The sequence below is a fragment of the Desulfobacterales bacterium genome (genome assembly GCA_028704555.1).
GTDB lineage: Bacteria > Desulfobacterota > Desulfobacteria > Desulfobacterales > JAQWFD01 > JAQWFD01.
The window spans coordinates 1-17,963 of the sequence record JAQWFD010000004.1 but is presented as its reverse complement, the minus strand read 5'-3'; the positions used below and the strand labels follow the sequence as shown (position 1 = coordinate 17,963).

Sequence of the window (17,963 nt, the reverse complement as noted above, 5' to 3'; positions counted from 1 at the left end):
AACCGCTGTCCCTTTATCTATTTCCATGTATTTTTGAATGTGTATCCTTTCTCCCGGAAGAGACGCAGACAGGCGTCCACCACCTCGGGATCATATAAGGCGCCCCTGTTTTTTTCAATTTCATCCAATGCGATATCAATGCCGAGTCCCGGGCGATAGGGTCGGTGAGAAGCCATCGCCTCCACCACGTCGGCGACTGTCAGAATGCGGGATGCTTTGAGCGTTTGTTCCCCGGATAATCCTTGCGGATATCCCGAACCGTCCATCCGCTCGTGATGCTCCAGAACGATCCTCGCAATCGGCCATGGAAATTTGATTTCCTTCAGGATATCGTATCCGGCCTGGGCATGCTCCTTGATCAAGGCGAACTCTAACCCGGTAAGTTTCGTCGGTTTGCTCAGGATCTCCGCGGGAACGGACATCTTTCCGATATCGTGAATCAAGCCCGCAATCTGGATGCCGGCGATCTCGTTTGCGGTAAGGTCCATCTCTGAAGCGATGGCCAGTGCCAGATCGGCGACGCGCCGCTGGTGTCCTGCGGTGTAAGGATCTCTCGTTTCAACAATGGTCGCCACGGTTTTAACAAGCGACTCCATGGTATTGCGCAAGGATAGCTCGCTTTGCCGGAGCTTCTCCATGAAGCGCCTCCGGGCGACCGCGATGCCGATACTGGCGCCGATCCCTTCGAGAAAATGGATCATGTCAGGGGTGAATATATTCTGCCGCGTATCGTTCAGCTGCAGAAGGCCGATAATTTCATTGCCAGAGCGCAGGGGAATCATCGCTATGGATTCATACCCCTCTTGATTGCAAAGGTTTTTCATGCTGCACGGGCATTCCTCCTTGGCGGTCGAGGTCAGAAACATTGTGGCGTTGTTCGTCCAGAAGCTTCCACCCTCAGTGAAAAATGGCAGGGAAGGATCGGTCCGTCCGCTAAGAATATTTCTGCACACACATTCCAATTGCGGGTTGCTATTGGAATCAGGAATCATTTCATCGGCGGTCTCGCGTGTGCAAAGAGAGTTTTGCGTTTCCAGGAAATGGTCGGGAAAACCGATGGTCATATAATAAGGGTAATCTTCTTCCTCCCGGAGCCGTATCCCGATGGCTTCGAAATCCTTGTTCTTTTTCAACAGGTGAAGAATATCGTTGATTATTTCCTGAGTATCCTTCGGGCGGTTGAGCATATCGAGGACCTCTTTGGACAGTTTCAGCCGTAACTCCGAATCTTTGCGTTCGGTGATGTCTTCGATAATGCCCTCAAGGCATTGTAGAGTGCCTTTTTCGTCGCTGACGGTGTGCGCACTGAGCGATATCCAGATTCGACTGCCGTTTTTACGATAAACCTGGCGTTCAAAATTGATGATTTCTCCTTTTGCCTCCATGATGCGGGATAGTTCGCCGGCATCATCAGAGTTTACGTAAATCTGACGGGCAATGTCCGTTACACTCGCCACGAGTTGCTCCGGAGAGTCGTAGCCGAATATCCGTGCGAGAGCAGGATTGGCAGTGATGAATCGTTTCCCGAGTAAACTACGGAAGATTCCCTCGTGGGCGTTTTCAAAGATGGAGCGGTACTTTTCTTCGGCCTTTCGGATCTGGATATACAACGACGTGTTTTCCAGAATGGGGGAGATGATGCTCACCAGAATGCTCAGCGCCTTCAACTGTCCTACTGTAAATGGACGTTGGCTTTTTGTGATGCTGACATTCAGAACGCCCACCAGTTTGCCCTGGGAGATCATCGGCATGGAGATGGCCGTGTGAGTATCGGCGCGCGGCTGGATCGGTGCCATGCGGGGATCGTTGACTGCTCCCCGCAGTACGAGGGACTCGCGGTTGAGGGCTACCCAGCCGGCGATGCCCTGCTCGATCGGCGTGTGCTTTCCGAGATTTTCCGTGTTCCCTCCGCGGACGACCGCCACGTAAAGCTCTTTTTCGTCCTTCGTCGGCAGCATGATGCTAACTTCATCGGCGATGCACTGTTGAATCGCGGTATCGGCGATTTTGTTCAGAATCGAATTCAGGTCGGAGGAGAGGGCGATAACCTTTCCCAGTTCGTGAATGGCCACGGTCTCCTTAAGCTGCATGTTTTCCAGGCGCAGATTGCGCATCTGCATGGCGCGGGAGAGCAGCGGCAGAAGGGTGTTGAGCTTGAAAGGTTTCAGGATGTAATCGCAGGCGCCGGTCTTCATCGCTTCCACGGCGGTTTGCACCGTACCGTGTCCCGTCATGACGATGCCAATGAGATTGGGGTCGATTTCGAGCCCGGCCCGGATCAGATCGATGCCATTCATGCCGGGCATCATCAGATCGGTCAACATCAGATCAAATTCCTGCTCCTTGAGGACAGCCAGGGCTTCGTCGGCATTCAGAAATCCCGCTGTCTCATATCCCTGGTCCGCCAGCATCTCGCAGAGAGCGCTCATCAGTTCGGCTTCATCGTCCACGACGAGGATGCGGCCGATGGTGTCATTAGAGTTTTCTTTTGCGATATTTTCCATGATCTGCCTTTCTCGTTTTCGTTTATGGATCCATCAAACCGATTTCATTGCCCTGATCCATTGCCGACAGGGTGATCAGAATTTTCGTTCCTTTTCCGGGAATTCCATCGCTTGCTATGTCAAGCGACCCCCTGTGTTCCTCCGCGATGCGCCGGCAAATGGCCAGCCCCAGCCCGGTGCCCTTTCCCTCCGGTTTTGTAGTATAAAAAGATTCCATGACCTTGGGAAGGATCTCGGGGGGTATTCCAATTCCCGTGTCGGCAATTTCTATCAAAATCTTTTTCCTTTCGGGATGCGCCGTAACACGGATCGTCAGCGTTCCTCCCTTCGGCATGGCATCGCTCGCATTCGTAAACAGGTTCAGAAACAGCTGCCTTAATTGCTGGCGGTCCGCGAGGAGCCACGGAATATCGGGTTCAAACTCCTTGATGACCCGGATATCGTACTTTTTGAGGTGATAAAGAATCAGTTCGATGGATTTTTCAATTTCTTCGCATATATCCAGCGTAGATATCTGTTTCTGGCTCCGGCGGCTGAACTGGAGAAGGTTGGTCACAAGATTCCCCATCCTTTCGACTTCCTGCCCGATGATTTCCAGCGCCCGTCGGCGCTTATCGTCCGGGGATGTCTGCGCAGTAAGGGATTCGATCCGGAGACTGACGGTGGCCAGGGGATTGTTCAGTTCGTGGGCAATGCTGGATGCCAACTCCCCCATTGTCGCCAGTTTGGCTGCCTGCCAGAGTTGTTGTGTAACGGTATTGAATTCCTCATTTTTAGCCAGCAGAGCTGCCTGGGCCGTCTTCCGTTCGGCAACCTCGATATGCAGAGTTTCGGTTCTTTTCCGGACCCTCTCCTCGAGCTCCGTGTTGAGTTTTTTGAGTTCATCCTGCGCTTTCATTAAGTCGGAATTTTTTGCGATTGCCGTTTCGTATGAGGAAAGCAGGAGGTTGAGAATTTGTCGTCTGTTCGATGTGATTACATACTTTTTATCCCGATAGGAAAGATGAATGCCTTCCGAATCTTCCTCTCGATCGTGCAGATTTTCGTTATGGAGAAGGTTATCAATGGTGCTGAGAAGGTATTTCCCGTCGTAAGGTTTGGTGACGAATTGATCGGCGCCGCATTGCACGGCCCGGATGACATCCTGCGGATCCGACAGAGAGGTCAGTAAAATGACCGAAATGCTCCTGAGCCTTTCATCTGCCTTGATATTATGGCAAAGTTCAAAACCATTCATTTCGGGCATGATGATGTCCGAGATGACAATGGACGGCCGGGATGAGTCGATGGATTGAAGGGCCTCACTGCCATTGGCTGCCATCGCTACCTCGTAGCCGTTCACTTCAAGTATATGCTGCAATTGCATGGCCTGGGTGATGCTGTCCTCGGCGATGAGGATCTTTATTCTGTTCATATGTTCCCCCCTCTCTTTTCTGTCCCCCGATTTTTGATCCATTTTGTGTTTTCCGGGGAGGTCACTCTCTTGCCCCGCTTCTTGTTTCCTGGATCATTGCCCGTTCATTTTTTGTCCTTGGCAATCCGGAAAGAAATTTTGCGATTTCGGCAGGTGAAAGGACATATGCGGCCGCATTAATGGCGACGGCCTCTCCCGGCATCCCGTAAACGACGGAACTCTCCCTGTCCTGGGCGATGGTCACCGCGCCTCTTTGCCTCATTTGTTTCAACTCCTGAGCGCCGTCTTTCCCCATACCGGTGAGGAGCACACCGATTGCGTTTTTTCCAAAGACCTCGCTTACCGATCGGAACATCCAGGACACGGAGGGCCTCAGGCCATTTTCGGGTTCGCTGCTGCTGAGAATGATCCTTCTCCCGCTTCCCACCCCCATCTGGAAATCATCCGGGGCAACATAGGCGCACCCCGGCAGAAGATATTCGCCATGTGCGGCAATTTTAACGGAGCGTTTGGAAGCATTGGCGAGCCAGTCCGCAAAACCGTGGACAAATCCCGCAGCAATGTGCTGAACTATCAGCAGCGGGGCAGGAAAGTCTTTCGGAAGCTTCGACAGAATCGCTTCGATGGCCGGCGGACCGCCGGTCGAGGCGCCGATGGCAACGACTTCCAGCTCCGGCGCCATGGCGGTGATCATGCCGGCTGTCGATTTTCCTGAAATCTCGCTTTGCCTCTGCGGCCGCCTTCGGATCACCTTCACTTCCGACATCAGTTTTACGGTCCGGATCAACTCTTTCGAAAGTTTTTTGTAATTGGGATGGGCGATTCCCACAGGCTTTTCGATTGCGGTCAGTGCCCCGGCCTCCATGGCCCGGAAGGTCTTTTTTACCTCTTTTGGGTCCCAGCTTGCCGATACGATCACGATCGGCGTGGGGGTCGTCTCCATGATGATCCGGGTGGCTTCGAACCCGTCCATGTTCGGCATAATGATATCCATGGTTACGACATTGGGTTTTTTTTCCCGGACTGCCCGGACGGCCTCCCTGCCATCGCGCGCGGTTCCGATGACCTGAATCGCCGGGTCGGCAGAGAGAATAAAAGTCAAAAGTTCCCGCACGACCTGGGAGTCTTCAACGATAAGCACTTTGATCATTTTTCGCTCCTCAAGGTTTTAGATAAATCTTCTGAGCGTCTCCAGCAGATTGCTCTGATCAAAACCGCTCTTCTCGATATAGGCGTTTGCCCCCACGTCGATCCCTCTTTCCCTGTCCTCGCGGGACCCCAGGGAGGTGACGAGGACCACGGGAAGTTCCGCCAGCTTTTTGTCGCCCCGGATTTTTTCCGTGAGATTGAACCCGTTCATCCGCGGCATATCCACGTCCGAAACCACGGCGTCAAATTTTTCCGTTTTCAGCTGGGAAATGGCGTCAATCCCGTCCACGGCGGATTTGACCCTATAGCCGGCCGTTTCGAGGATGTTTTTTAACAACATTCTGGAAGTGATCGAATCTTCCACGACGAGGATGTTTTGCTTTGCCGTCTGGCCACCTTCTCTCAGCACCGTCGGTTTTACAGGTCGAACCGCGGATTTTGCCGCAGACTTGACCAGGTCGGAAACGTTGAGAACCGGCACGACCTTTCCTGACCCGAGAATGGTTGCGGCGGCAATATTTTTGACACGGGAAAGGGGTCGGCTCATACTTTTGAGGAGCATTTCCTGTTCGGTCAGTATCTCATCGACACGGAAACCAATTCTCTTCCCCCGGGACTCCAGGATCAATACGGTGATGACGGGTAACTCGCTGCTTCTGTCCGAAAGTTCAAGAATATCGGAAAGCTTGACAATCGGGATTACGACTCCTTCCAGAGACAGGGTGTTTCGATTCTCGATGGTCCTGATTTCCTCCTGTTTGATCCGAACGGTCCTTTCCACATCCGTCGTGGGGATGATAAATGGGCGTTCGGCGGCCGTCACAAGAACCCCTCTGAACGTTGCGACGGTGAGCGGCAGGGTCATTTTAATCGTGGTTCCCTTATGGCGGTGTGTTTCAATCGATACCCGCCCGCCGAGTTTTTCGATTTTTTCCCGGACAATGGCCAGACCGAGTCCCCGGCCGGAGATATTCGTAATGATCGGGCTGGTGGATATACCGGACTGAAAAATGAGGGGTAGAATCTCTTTTCCGGTCAGTTTCCGGGCCTCTTCCGGTGATACGCTTCCGTGTTTGAGAGCAGCTTCTTTCAGGCCCTCCAGATCGATTCCGTCTCCGTCATCAGAGAGGAGAATTTCCACCCGGTTGTCTTCGTCGCGGCAGACACCAATTTGGATCATTCCCCGAGATGGCTTTCCGTTTTTCTTTCTCACTTCCGGCTTTTCGATCCCGTGGTCGATCGTGTTTCTGAGAATATGGATGAACACGCTGTGCAATTCTTCCAGTATCCTGCGATCGATTTCGACTTCTCCCCCGCGGATCGACACTTCCACATCCTTACCCTGGTCGCGGGAGAGGTCCCGCAATAGTTTTGGGAAGGACTCGAACATTGTCGAGAAGGGGAGCATCAGGATTTGTTTCACTTCTCCCAGCAGATTGTCCACCATCAGTCCGGTGGCATACTGATCGTGGTCGGATTTTCTACGGATGTCTGCCAGCCTGTTTTTCATAATTTTCAAGTTGTTATGAGTCAGCTCGTTGAACTCCAGGAGTTTGGCAAATCGGATATCGTCCTGCCGTCTTTTTCTGTCCTGACTGTCGTTTTTTTCCTGCAGACGGCGTAATTCGCAGATGATCGGGTATGTCTTTGTCCACTGCTTATCCCACAGCTCAAAAAGATGGGCCAGATCGAGTTGGTCCTCCAGATGCCTGTCAGCCATCAGTTTCAGAGAAAGCATCTCCTCGCTCTGTCTTAAAAGAGAATCCAGCTTTCCCATCGAGACGCGAATCGTTTCGGGCATTGCTTTTTTCTGCGTTCGAGCGGGTTCATCGATTTTCCGGTCAGGGGATTCAGGGAGTTCCGGGCCCGGAGGGAAATCCTCTGGTCCGGAACTCCGCGATTCATCCCGGAGGTGCGGCGGGTCTTGCGGAATTGTCGGTTTTTCCCGGATATCGTCCATGCCCGCCGTTGCCAATGTTTCTGTAATTTTCGAAATTTCAGCCGGACCGGCAACGGTTTCCTCCGGCGGTGAGAGGATGATTGCATTCAGCATGTCCACCGACCGGTGCAGGGTGTCGAACAGCGGGGGGGTCAGATTGATTTCCCGGCGTTTTAATCCGGAAAAAACACTTTCGAGGGACTGGCAGATGGTCTCCATGTCTGAGCGGCTGACGGCGCGAGCAGCCCCTTTCAGGCTGTGGGCTTCGCGGAACACCGTTTCGATGATCCCTGCCTTCACCTGCAGGTCCAGATCCTTCTCCAGCTCGATGATCCCTGTCGTGATTTTTTTTATGTGCTCATCCGCCTCGATCTTGAAGGCCAACAGGAGCCTTTTCATGAATGCATCATTTTCCCCGGTCATTTTCTATCCCTTCGCCTTCACACTTTATAGAACTTCACGATGTCCTGCAATCTTAGCCCGAGGTTGTTGAGGTCGTGAGCGGACTGCTCGGTCTGCTTTGTGCTGGCCGACGTCTGTAAGGCGGCCTCCCGGATATTTTCCATGGCCGAGACGACCTGATCCATCCCGATGAGCTGCTGCTGGCTCGAGGCGGCAATCTGGATGGAGGCATCGCTCGCCTCCGTGACGCTTTCCGCCAGAAAATCGATGGCTTCCCCGGCCTGTCTGGAGAGACTCACCCCCGCCTCGACCGCCTTGCCTCCCAGCTCCGTTGCCATGACGGCCGAACTGATCGCCTTCTGGACGTCGAAGAGGATGTTGCGCACCTGGGTGGTCGCCTGCTTTGACTGAGCGGCAAGACTCCGGATCTCCTGGGCGACTACGGCAAACCCTTTTCCCTGCTCGCCGGCCTTGGCCGCTTCGATGGAGGCATTTACGGCCAGCAGGTTCGACTGCTCGGCAAGGTCGTTTACTGTGGCGATGATCTCTCCGATTGCCTGGCTCTGTTCGCTCAGCCGGACGACCATGTCGGCGATCGATTCCACCTGCTCCTTGATGTGGTTCATCCCCTGGATGGTGTCATCAATCGCTTTGAGCCCTGTCTGCGAGATCTCGACGGTCTTCCGGCCGAGTTCGGAAACGTGTTTTGCTTTCTGCGTGCTTACCAGTGCGGTTTGTTTGACCTCTTCCACGGTGGTCGTGGTTTCACTTACGGCGGTCGCAGTCTCGGCAGCGCCCGAGGTCAATTGCGAGACGGAAGCCATAATCTCGCTTCCCGATGATGCCAGCACATTGACGCCTTCCACAATTTCCATGATCTGCTCTCGGAGTTTTACGACCATTGTTAAAAAGGCGTTTCCAAGGGCGTCCGCTCCGGAGAGGGGCGTTGCCTCAACGGTCAGATCACCTCCCGCAATTTTTTGTGCGACCCGAGTTTTGTCTTTGAGAGACTGGATCATCCCGGTAAAGGCCCGGGCGAGGTCACCGATTTCATCCTGGCGGTTTTTCGAGGTGATCTCCACACTCAGATCCCCGCCGGCGATCTTCCCTGCTGCGCCCACTATATGAATCAGGGGACGGGTGATGCTGCGTGCAAAAAAGAAAAAGATCAGGGAGGCTATGACGATAGAGATCATGCCGATGAGAATGATGGCATTCCGGGTAAAACGGGCCGGGGCGTAGAGTTCCTCAGTGGGGATGGCGGTAACGATCCTCCATCCGGTGGCGGATAAGGGGGGGGCGATGGCGGCCGTCTTCATGCCATCTAACTCATATTCTGTAATTCCCGATTGGGCGTTGCCGATCATTTGCGTGATGTTCTCCATGCCCTTGATTTCGGAGACATTGACCTTCAGGATGTTTTCCTTTACGGGGCAGTGAATGAAGAGGCCTTTTTGATCGACGATGTAGGCATAGCCGGTTTTGCCGATCCTGATCCTGTCCAGAATATCGGAGAAAAATTTGAGTTCCATGATCATTACCACGGACCCCGTGATCTCTTTTCCTTTGGAATCGTATATCGGGCAGGCCGCCGTGCAAACCACCCTGCCGGTTGCCCGGGAGATGACGACGGAACCGATATTGGGTGTTCCCTTGAATGCCTTGTCGAGATAATCTCTGCCGGCAAGATCAACTTCGTTGAATTTTCCGTTGTCGGATGAGGCATAGACAATTCCGTTTCTGCCGGTCAGCACCAGGCTGGAAATCCGGTCGCCCTCGGCCGTTTTTATTTTTGTGAGCTCTTTCTGAGCAAGAAGGACCTCGTCCTGACTGCTCTTCTCTCCGGCCGCCATCACTTTTTCGGCGGCGGTGATGACGCTGCTTGAGTAAGAGATGTTCCTGACCGTGACGATCTGCTCGTTCATGCCGATATCCAGGGCGGCGGCCAGACTTTCGGCAATATTTGCCATATCCGCTTTCCCCATCCCGGAGATGCTTCGGGAAGACTCGTACACCGAAACGACGCCGATGATGATGACGGGAATTACCAGAACCAGGAGTCCCCCGGTCAATAACTTTGTCCCCAGTTTTATCTGTCTCATAAATTCTCCTTATCGATTCCTGATTGTGATGACCCCAGCATCACGAAAAATGCCAAACCGGTTTCCGTTTCCATTGTTGTTACATGTCGTCTTTCTCTGTTTTTCGGTTTATGCCGATTGAAACCTCGATAGGGCTTTATCCCTCCACCTCTTCATGGATGATGAGCTTTCCGTCATCGAGAAATTTTCCCATATCCAGAAGGATGATGCCTTCTCCGGTAATCCCCCGGATATACCCGGCGTGGATGCCGGTCATGGTCGGCAGCGGCGGGTTCAGACCGCCTTTGGAGATATTTCGGATACCGATGATCTCATCGGCGAGAATCCCCAGCGTCATATCCTCTTGCCGGACCACGATGATTCTGTTCAGATTGGTAATCCCCTTTTCCGGAAGATCTATAAACTTTTTGATATCGAGGATCGTGAGGATCTGTCCTCGGATATTGATGATGCCAAAAATATAGTCCGGCGTACAGGGCAGGGGCGTCAGCTCGGTCAAGGGGTAGACTTCCCTGATGAACCGGGTCTCGATGGCATACGTCTCATGGGCGAGAAGAAACGCCAGCGCCTCAAGATAGTCTTTGGTTTCTCCCTTTTTTTCAGGTTCCCGGGCAAGACGTTTCGCCCTTGAGCGGAGAATGGCTCTTTTTCCCTCGGCTGTCGCCTCCAATATTCCGGAAGCAACTGCTCCGCGATTTTCCGTAATTTCCGGAGTTTTTATTTGAGTCTTTTTCATGATATCTCCTGCATCCTGAATGTTCCGATAATTTCCGCAAGCCTGCCGGCCGTAATTCCGTCTGACTCTGGAATGATCTCGTCGGGTCTATATGTCGACAGGATCTCGGTAACGTTACCGAAGTATTTTTGCGCGTCGGCCATTTTCCCCGAACGCAGGGAAAGATTCCCAAGGGCAAAGTGGGCCAGAACGAAATTTCGGTTGAGGTAAAGCGCCTTTTTCAGGGAAGCCCTGGCCCTGTCCTCTTTTTTTTGTTCTTCGAGAATGGTGGCGAGCAGATAGTACAGATGGGCATTGCATTTATCCGCCAGGACGGCTTCTTCGCAAAAGCAGAGGGCTTCCTCGAGTTTTCCCTGATTTGCGAGAACCTTCGCAAAAAGAACACAGGCTTCCTGATTTTTTCCGCTGTTCGAGAAAAGTTTGCGAAGTTTTTCTTCTGCTTCCGGATAAAGACCGTTTTGGAACAGACCAGCTGCTTCCTCGCAGGGAGTCTGCGTTGCTTCACCGGGCTTTATCAATTCGGCCTGTACTGTGCGCCATGGTTGTTTCTCCGGACGGCGGCGTTTTTCGGTCTTCAGAGGTGTTGACGGGCAAGGGAGGTTTTTTCTTTCCACAGGTTCTGCAGCTTCTTGTACGATCGTCGTTTTATGGGCGTCCTTTTTATAAAATGTCGAATCCGGAAAACGGATCGTCACGAACGGCGAATGGATCAGGAGCACTGTTTCGACGGGGCTGACGATCAGACAGCCGCCATCGAGAAGGGACCGGTGGAAGCGTTCGACCGCCCGGCTGGTCTGCCCGGGGGCAAAATACATCAGGACGTTACGGCAGAAGATGAAATCCATGGCGTTGGTGTTGTTCTGGAGCGCGGGGTAGTGATCCTCCGACAGGTTCAGATACGAGAAGGTGACCCGTTTCCTGATTCGTGCCTGTAACCGGTGATGGTTTTTGTCTGTTTTATCGAAGTAACGCTCTTTGAACCCGGGCGGGTTGCTCCGGAATGACCAGTCCGAATAGATCCCTTCCTCCGCCTTCCGGAGTGCGCCGGTGTTGATGTCCGTCGCGAGAATGGTTACATTCCAGTCTTTCAGGTCGGGGATCAGCCTGTCGAGCAGGATGGCAAGAGAGTAGGGTTCCTCGCCGGAGGAACAGCCGGCGCTCCAGAATCGGAGGCGTTTTTCCGTCTTCCGGCGGGCGGCGATTAAACCCGGCAGGAGGGATTGTTCCAGGATTTCAAAAGCCCTCCTCTCCCGGAAGAAATAGGTTTCGCCTACCGTGAGGTGGGCTGCAAGCATTTTAATCTGGTTTTGCGTCGGAGAGAAAGAAAGGAGCCATTCGATGAATTCCTCCACCCGATCGAAACCGAAATCGGCCATGGCTGCGGTCATTTTTTGCTGGAGTCCCGCCCAGTTTCTTTTCGAAAAATGCAGCCCGATCCTGGCCGTCAGGTAGGCTGCCAGCCGCTGCAGAAGCGCTTCGGAAATGGTGTTGTTATCCCTCTTTTCGTTCATCGGGATTCAACGCCTCCATCGCTTCGCCCAGGGCCTTTTCCTCCGGGAGGGAAAGAAATTGTTCCAGATCGTGAATGAGGATCATGCCGCTTTCCGATTTCATGACACCTTCCACATACTCGAGTTCCGGAAGGATCTGTTCAGCCGCGATGATTCTCTCGTGCGGGATCTCAATTACGTCGTCTACCGAATCGACAATGAGTGCTACCGTCCGCTTTGCTGTGGTTGCGATGATCATCTGGTCATCGAGATGCACCTCTCTCGGGGGCAGGCGGAAACGACGCCTGATGTCGAATACGGGTATAAGTGTTCCCTGCAGGTTGATGATGCCGACGACGATTTCCGGCGCCTTCGGCAGCGCGCTCACTTCGATCATCGGGATAATTCGCTGAACAGCGGATACGTACAGGGCTATTTTTCGATCGTCCAGACAGAATGTAAGCAGCTTGTCCAGTCTTTTCATAGGTTTTTCTCCAGTAAGAAACCCGCATCCGCCATGAGGCCCTTACGCAGATTAAACAGGCAGCATGGCGAGCATAAGCATACGCCAACAGAACCGGCTTAATATACGGATTGTCGTTGATTATGTTGAATGACATTTTTTGCTATTAAACCGGCAATCAAATATACAAATGTCTTTTCCAAAAAAGACTTATTTTATAAAGGTCTTCGTGAATAAGTATTTTGCGTAAACAGTTGCCAGGTTAATATCATAATGTTATTACGATAAGTCGGAGTGCAGGCGGGGTATTTTCTGTCGCTGTGTGAAATTTGTCTGTCTAAGCTATCTGGATTTTCATGTATTTCTTTAAGCATTTGATACCTGTTTCTACCTGTTTGATAAAAGAATTGATGGAAACTTATTAGAATTCGCTTCAGAGCTTCAGAATGGTTGATACAAGTGCACAAAATATACTTGAAGGTTTTATAAAGTCAATATATTTTTATTACCCCCTCAGGGTAACCGAATTTGTTTTTTTTAGTAATTGGCCCGTGGAAATAAGAAGATTTTTAAATGAGCGTTTGTAGGATGAGCCCCGAACCGTGAGGCTGATGCAGGGGCAGCGTATCTTCATTTTTCAAGGCTGCCAGCGCGATCCTTGTCTTGAACTCAGGGGGATACGGTTTACGTTGCTCATTGTCAGATCCTCCCTTTTTTAGGCTGAGGTAGCGCTTATCACGGTGTCCTGTTTTTTTGGACCATCGCCTTCATGAATACAGGCATGGGGCTTGATCCTTGTGAAATTGCGTCCCTGTTTAAAAATTTCATTGAGTTTTACGCAAACGGAAAGTATTCTGTCTGAAGGGCTTTAACGATCGGACGGCATCTGTTCCTGCACATGCAGGTCTGCATCGGTGCCTGTAAAATAAAAGGCCTTCTCGAAGTCTGCGCTTATCGACTCAATCTCTGCGGGATTGTTTGTGCGGCCTCAGGGCAACTTGGCTCAATCCCCTGATTTTTTATGTCTTGGGTGAAAGATCTCGTTTTGGGATTGGAAACATACTTTGGTGTCCATCCGGTTATAACCGAATCTATGGATGGACATAGCTATGGTTCGATTTTTGCCAAATGCATGATTACTTTATACGGTCTGTCATAATCCTTTTGTTGATTGTTCCTGCAACGGTCGCCTGCAGCGGTTCAGCATATATTCCGGGTGTAATTGTATCGATGAGCTCAGGAACAGGGGCGGGATATGCGCTGATTGTGGACAAAAAAGCTCAGCGGCTGCATCTTTACGGATACAATGGCCAGTCATATCAACAGCTGGAACAGTTTGACTGCTCAACAGGTAAAAATCCGGGTCCGAAAATTCAATCCGGAGATCGCAAGACCCCCGAGGGGATATATTTTTTTACGGAGCGATTCAATAAAAAATATCTGACTCCGATATATGGAACCAGAGCCTTTCCGATGGATTACCCCAACTCGTTTGACCGGTTTTCGAAACGAAGGGGCTATGCCATTTGGATGCACGGAACAAACAAAGCGTTACGGCCATACAATACCAATGGCTGCATCGCCTTGAGAAATCAGGATATCGACCATCTGGATCGTTACATTGCGCTAAAATCCACACCCGTTATCATTGTTGACGCTCTTGAGTATCTGCCGGCTGGATCGAATGATGCCACCAAACGCGCTGTGATCGATTTTATTTCCCGATGGAATAATGCCCTTTCGGCGTGTGACCTGAATACGTATCTGGCATGTTACCGTTCTGAGGATGACGACCGGATGTCATGGTGGGAAAAGTGGCTGGAGAGCAGGAAATCATCATACGGGTTGAGCCAGATGAAAACCGGGATGAATCAGGTGTCCATTTTTGCATACAAGCAGACCTTTGTCGTTGTATTTGAACAGAATCTTAAATGTGTTGGTGTAACGTTTCCGGTGGGCCGAAAAAAAATGTTTTTAATGCAGAAAACCGGGGGCTTTGAAATTGTCGGGGAGGAATACCTTTCCCTGGTAGATGATTTTCCGGTGCCTGAAACCGGTATGCCCTTGATAACGGCATGCCGTTATCTGATGGAAAGATGCAACCAGGGGCCCATGCCCTGAAATGAATCTGAACGAGTGGCTCAATATCTAAGGAGAACGCCAGCTGAATCCGGCAAACAGGGGGAAATGATCCGAAGGATACCTGCCGTCGATGGCGTCATGAATCACTCCATATTCAATCGGCCGCAAACAGCCGCGGTACAGGATCCAATCGATGTGATTGCCGTTTACGTCTCCTTTAAATCCATGATGCGTTCCGGGAAATGGGCTACTGAAGACATTTTTGAATAAATACCGGTGATCCAGAAACGGTGGGTTTCGTTTGTCGGTAAAAACCCTGTAGCACGGGCAGAACGGAGATGCGTTAAAGTCGCCGAATAAAATGGCCGGCAGTTCGGAAGGCAGTTGTGATAAACGGTTCATGATCATCTGTGCGCTGTGAGTCTGCACAGAACTGCTGAAATCTAAATGAGTATTGATGCATAAGAGCCTGCGGTCGTCATATTGAAATACGCCTATGGTACATTGCCTTGCCCAGAGGCTTTCAGGGGACCGGCTCGGCACCGTGGGAGTTGCGCTTAAGTAAAAGTGATCATAATGAATACATTTCCATGGGTTGCGGTAGAAGATAATGTTGTTTTGCCAGAAGGAAGGCGCCGGTACGCGTTGGCCGATGAAATGGTATTCGTCCAGAATATCATTGAGAAAATCTGTCTGAAAATCATTGGCTTCCTGAAAACCGATGAAATCGGCCGGATACCGTTTTAACAAAATCGGGAAAATTCTTTTGCGCCATGTCCAGCTGTTCGAACCGTCATCGGCCAGGCCGAAGCGAAGATTCAATGTCAGAACGGAAATAAAGTCTTTGCAGGTGTTCCCACAGGTTAAAAATGTCATGGGTGCTGTCTGATCCTTACCGTGCCGGATTCATCACATTGTAAATCCGGGGCATTACACCTTGCCAAGCCATGGAAGAAGATCTGAAACATTAATCCGGGTACCGCAAAAATTACTGAAGGTTAAATCAGAGAACGTTAAGCTCAGTTTTTCCTTCAATCGTTCAAATATTCCGAGATAATTTAGCAGAATACGGTTTTCCCACTTGAAACCCAAGGCGCGAGACAGGTCTTTGATGTCATTTTTGGGGCCTTCTATTTCCAGAAAATCGCCATAAGGCATCGTATCAATGCAGATGAGGCTATCGCTTAACCGGTAAGTCTCCCGCCATTTTTCATAAACCTGCTCCTGATGAAAGCCCAGTGATTCCAGAATCTGACTCATTGTGGCAAAGTCGCTGACTTCGACTTCCAATTCTTTGGAAATTTTGAATTCTTCGTCAGCGTTTCCGTGCCTGGATTTGAAGGTCAGGGTTGCTCGATCGTCTTTTCGGAGCCGGAGCAGACATTGGTTTTGAATAAGGCTGTGATGCTGATCCTCAAAGCGTATATTGGTTTCAAAGTTTCTGCTGAGATATGTTGCGCCCAGGTCGAGAATAAGGTTGCGAATCGAATCAATATTTGTTAGATAAAATTTAACTTCTATTTCCAATGGTTCCATAAGGCCTTTCTGATGTTCCGACCATTGAGGGCTTTCATGATCGTTGATACCCATTATGTAACAGGTTGCTGCTAAAATTGAGCTCCCAACGAAATCCGATTGTTTTCCACGTTCAGCACGGGCGGAAATTTTAACCGGAGGCAAGCATTCAGCAGCCCGGGAATTAAAACCTGAGCCTAACGCTCATGGGGAACGGCAGTTTTCGTTCCGGCACGGTTTGTCTGTTCACTGACGGATGAAGGGCGCCGGTGCTTTTTTATATAAGGGAAAATACGGCGTGTGTCAAATGTGTGAAGGGTAAATTTTTATCTATGTCGAACGCTTTTTGACATGGGGGGAGATCATTTCATGAGTGTGTCCCGATTGGCTCCCGGGATTTTGGGGAGAATTTTATTTTTCTCCTTGACACAGACAAAATTTTTAACTAAATAATTCAGATTCTTTTTAAGCATAGGAGTAACAAACCGTGAAAAAATATACGTATAGTGCAAAAGAGTCAGACAACAAGGGTAAATGGCTTATTGTTGACGCTGAAGGTGAAGTGCTTGGACGACTGGCAAGTGCGGTGGCGGCCCATTTAAGAGGAAAACACAACCCCCTGTATACCCCCCATGCGGATACCGGAGATTCGGTGATTGTTATCAATGCTGATAAAATCAAATTGACCGGGAGGAAATGGGAGCAGAAGAATTATTATCGTCACAGCGGGTATGTGGGCGGATTGAAGACGATCACGGCAGCAAAACTTATGGAAAAAAGACCGGAAGATTTGCTCCGTTTTGCCGTAAAGGGGATGCTTCCGAAAAACACGCTTGGGCGGAAAATATTCAAGAAGCTGAAAGTCTATGTAGGTAGTCAGCATCCACACGATGCCCAGCAGCCAGCCGTACTGGATATATAAACAACAGAGGTTGAAAAAATATAATACCGGAGTATTCCATGAACCAAGAAAACATTTATTACGCAACGGGAAAACGAAAAACATCTATAGCAAAAACCTGGATAAAACCGGGCAAGGGTGAGATTACAGTCAATAAACGGCCGGTAGATGAATATTTTCCGATTGAATCCCTGAAGGGTGACCTGCTTCAACCGCTCCAGTTGACCAATACCGTTGACTCCTTTGATATACGTGTCAGCGTTATCGGCGGCGGAATTTCGGGACAGTCCGGAGCGATTCGTCATGGTATTACCAAAGCACTGCTTCTTGCAAATCCTGATTTCAGGCCGATTTTGAAAAAAGCCGGTTTTATCACCCGTGACTCCAGAGCTAAAGAAAGAAAAAAATACGGTCAAAAAGGTGCAAGAGCCAGATTCCAGTTTTCAAAACGTTAATCTTTCATGGACTGGCGGTCGAATATGGGAACAGGCGTATATAACTGTTCCCTGTTGAATCGATCTTCAAATTCCTTCCCTTTGTGAATCTATACCTGTTTCTTTTCAACTGTTGAAAGCGACACTCATTGTCAATGCAGATTCGGCATTGACAATGAGTGTCGCTTTCTGCCTTCAGGTCCTGACCGTCCGGTGGGTTTCACTCAAATTAAAATTTCGAGTTGAGTCCAACGATTATTTTCGGGTGAATCATCCATCATGTCCAAGTCGTTCATAGAAGCGTTTTTTGTCTGACTTCTGCGTGTTTTTTTGTTTAAACACTCCTGAACCGAAAATAAAGAATCTGAGAAAAAACTCCCTAAGTATTCCGAGCTGTTGTAACGCAGTCAGACAGGATGCGTCGGCGCTTAAAATGTGAAGTTATGTTTGAGTGAGCCCTAAGCCACTCAAGATAGAGTGTCGGCTATTTGTGCGCCGGATGAGTTATATATTGATATCGGGGGCATTCTCACGTTATATAATAAAACGGTCAGGCCTGTGCTGTTTGTTAACGATGGTGCATTTGAAATGCGGCTTCGATCATTGCTGCGGCCATATTTTCGTACGCTTAGGGCTCACTCAGAAATAACTTTACATAATTAAGTAGAACTATATCAGTTAATCAGATTATAATGTTGGCAATGACAATTGATATTATCTTTAATTTTAGAGTGATAGAGATTGACTCATCAGATCATTTTATGGTATAGTTTCCCTTTAAATCATCATCTTAAAGGGAAACTATACCATAATGAGCGAAAAAAAACTTGAT

At 50.1% G+C, this 17,963-nt stretch carries 13 protein-coding genes; 3 read left to right on the top strand and 10 right to left on the bottom strand.

What is annotated here, in order from left to right:
• Positions 1-17: 17 nt before the first annotated feature.
• The 8 genes from PHQ97_02615 to PHQ97_02580 all read right to left on the bottom strand — a co-directional run bounded on the left by PHQ97_02615 (position 18) and on the right by PHQ97_02580 (position 12,220).
• The gene (locus PHQ97_02615; GenBank protein ID MDD4391628.1) at positions 18-2,504 is read right to left on the bottom strand and encodes a response regulator; all 2,487 of its coding nucleotides are present in this window, start codon (positions 2,502-2,504) and stop codon (positions 18-20) included.
• A gap of 22 nt (positions 2,505-2,526) precedes the next feature.
• Positions 2,527-3,918: a response regulator gene (locus PHQ97_02610; GenBank protein MDD4391627.1), complete on the bottom strand. Its 1,392-nt coding sequence runs from the start codon at positions 3,916-3,918 to the stop codon at positions 2,527-2,529.
• A gap of 61 nt (positions 3,919-3,979) precedes the next feature.
• A complete protein-coding gene (locus tag PHQ97_02605; protein MDD4391626.1) occupies positions 3,980-5,068 on the bottom strand; it encodes a chemotaxis response regulator protein-glutamate methylesterase in 1,089 nt (362 codons plus the stop codon).
• A gap of 18 nt (positions 5,069-5,086) precedes the next feature.
• Positions 5,087-7,405 (bottom strand): hybrid sensor histidine kinase/response regulator, encoded by a 2,319-nt coding sequence (locus PHQ97_02600; GenBank protein MDD4391625.1) that lies wholly within the window; start codon positions 7,403-7,405, stop codon positions 5,087-5,089.
• 41 nt (positions 7,406-7,446) lie between these two features.
• Positions 7,447-9,510 carry a methyl-accepting chemotaxis protein gene (locus tag PHQ97_02595; protein ID MDD4391624.1) on the bottom strand — a complete coding sequence of 688 codons (2,064 nt, stop codon included), beginning with the start codon at positions 9,508-9,510 and terminating at the stop codon, positions 7,447-7,449.
• Positions 9,511-9,646: 136 nt separating this feature from the next.
• Positions 9,647-10,246, bottom strand: coding sequence for a chemotaxis protein CheW (locus tag PHQ97_02590; protein MDD4391623.1), 600 nt, complete (start codon positions 10,244-10,246; stop codon positions 9,647-9,649).
• The gene (locus PHQ97_02585) at positions 10,243-11,757 is read right to left on the bottom strand and encodes a hypothetical protein (protein ID MDD4391622.1); all 1,515 of its coding nucleotides are present in this window, start codon (positions 11,755-11,757) and stop codon (positions 10,243-10,245) included. Before PHQ97_02585 ends, PHQ97_02590 begins: the two co-directional genes overlap by 4 nt.
• Positions 11,738-12,220 carry a chemotaxis protein CheW gene (locus PHQ97_02580; protein MDD4391621.1) on the bottom strand — a complete coding sequence of 161 codons (483 nt, stop codon included), beginning with the start codon at positions 12,218-12,220 and terminating at the stop codon, positions 11,738-11,740. The genes PHQ97_02585 and PHQ97_02580 overlap by 20 nt, the downstream gene beginning before the upstream one ends.
• A 1,209-nt stretch (positions 12,221-13,429) precedes the next feature.
• Between PHQ97_02580 and PHQ97_02575 the strand changes: the two genes are divergently transcribed.
• Positions 13,430-14,320: a L,D-transpeptidase family protein gene (locus PHQ97_02575; GenBank protein MDD4391620.1), complete on the top strand. Its 891-nt coding sequence runs from the start codon at positions 13,430-13,432 to the stop codon at positions 14,318-14,320.
• 27 nt (positions 14,321-14,347) lie between these two features.
• Here the strand turns inward: PHQ97_02575 and PHQ97_02570 are convergent, their stop codons facing one another.
• A complete protein-coding gene (locus PHQ97_02570; GenBank protein ID MDD4391619.1) occupies positions 14,348-15,157 on the bottom strand; it encodes an endonuclease/exonuclease/phosphatase family protein in 810 nt (269 codons plus the stop codon).
• A gap of 54 nt (positions 15,158-15,211) precedes the next feature.
• Positions 15,212-15,817, bottom strand: a complete 606-nt coding sequence (gene cyaB / locus PHQ97_02565; protein MDD4391618.1) for a class IV adenylate cyclase — start codon at positions 15,815-15,817, stop codon at positions 15,212-15,214.
• A gap of 466 nt (positions 15,818-16,283) precedes the next feature.
• Here cyaB and rplM point away from each other — a divergent pair, with 466 nt between their 5' ends.
• Together rplM and rpsI are read left to right on the top strand one after the other, a co-directional pair.
• A complete protein-coding gene (rplM, locus tag PHQ97_02560; protein ID MDD4391617.1) occupies positions 16,284-16,718 on the top strand; it encodes a 50S ribosomal protein L13 in 435 nt (144 codons plus the stop codon).
• A gap of 38 nt (positions 16,719-16,756) precedes the next feature.
• Entirely contained in the window at positions 16,757-17,152 is a 396-nt protein-coding gene (gene rpsI, locus PHQ97_02555) for a 30S ribosomal protein S9 (protein ID MDD4391616.1), read from the top strand.
• The last annotated feature ends 811 nt before the right edge of the window (positions 17,153-17,963 follow it).

Coding starts and splice junctions, on each gene's coding strand:
- PHQ97_02585 (MDD4391622.1), bottom strand. CDS start 11,757: ATGAACGAAAAGAGGGATAACAACACCATTTCCGAAGCGCTTCTGCAG.
- rpsI (MDD4391616.1), top strand. CDS start 16,757: ATGAACCAAGAAAACATTTATTACGCAACGGGAAAACGAAAAACATCT.
- PHQ97_02610 (MDD4391627.1), bottom strand. CDS start 3,918: ATGAACAGAATAAAGATCCTCATCGCCGAGGACAGCATCACCCAGGCC.
- PHQ97_02575 (MDD4391620.1), top strand. CDS start 13,430: ATGAGCTCAGGAACAGGGGCGGGATATGCGCTGATTGTGGACAAAAAA.
- PHQ97_02580 (MDD4391621.1), bottom strand. CDS start 12,220: ATGAAAAGACTGGACAAGCTGCTTACATTCTGTCTGGACGATCGAAAA.
- PHQ97_02570 (MDD4391619.1), bottom strand. CDS start 15,157: ATGACATTTTTAACCTGTGGGAACACCTGCAAAGACTTTATTTCCGTT.
- PHQ97_02615 (MDD4391628.1), bottom strand. CDS start 2,504: ATGGAAAATATCGCAAAAGAAAACTCTAATGACACCATCGGCCGCATC.
- PHQ97_02600 (MDD4391625.1), bottom strand. CDS start 7,405: ATGAAAAGGCTCCTGTTGGCCTTCAAGATCGAGGCGGATGAGCACATA.
- cyaB (MDD4391618.1), bottom strand. CDS start 15,817: ATGGAACCATTGGAAATAGAAGTTAAATTTTATCTAACAAATATTGAT.
- PHQ97_02595 (MDD4391624.1), bottom strand. CDS start 9,510: ATGAGACAGATAAAACTGGGGACAAAGTTATTGACCGGGGGACTCCTG.
- PHQ97_02605 (MDD4391626.1), bottom strand. CDS start 5,068: ATGATCAAAGTGCTTATCGTTGAAGACTCCCAGGTCGTGCGGGAACTT.
- PHQ97_02590 (MDD4391623.1), bottom strand. CDS start 10,246: ATGAAAAAGACTCAAATAAAAACTCCGGAAATTACGGAAAATCGCGGA.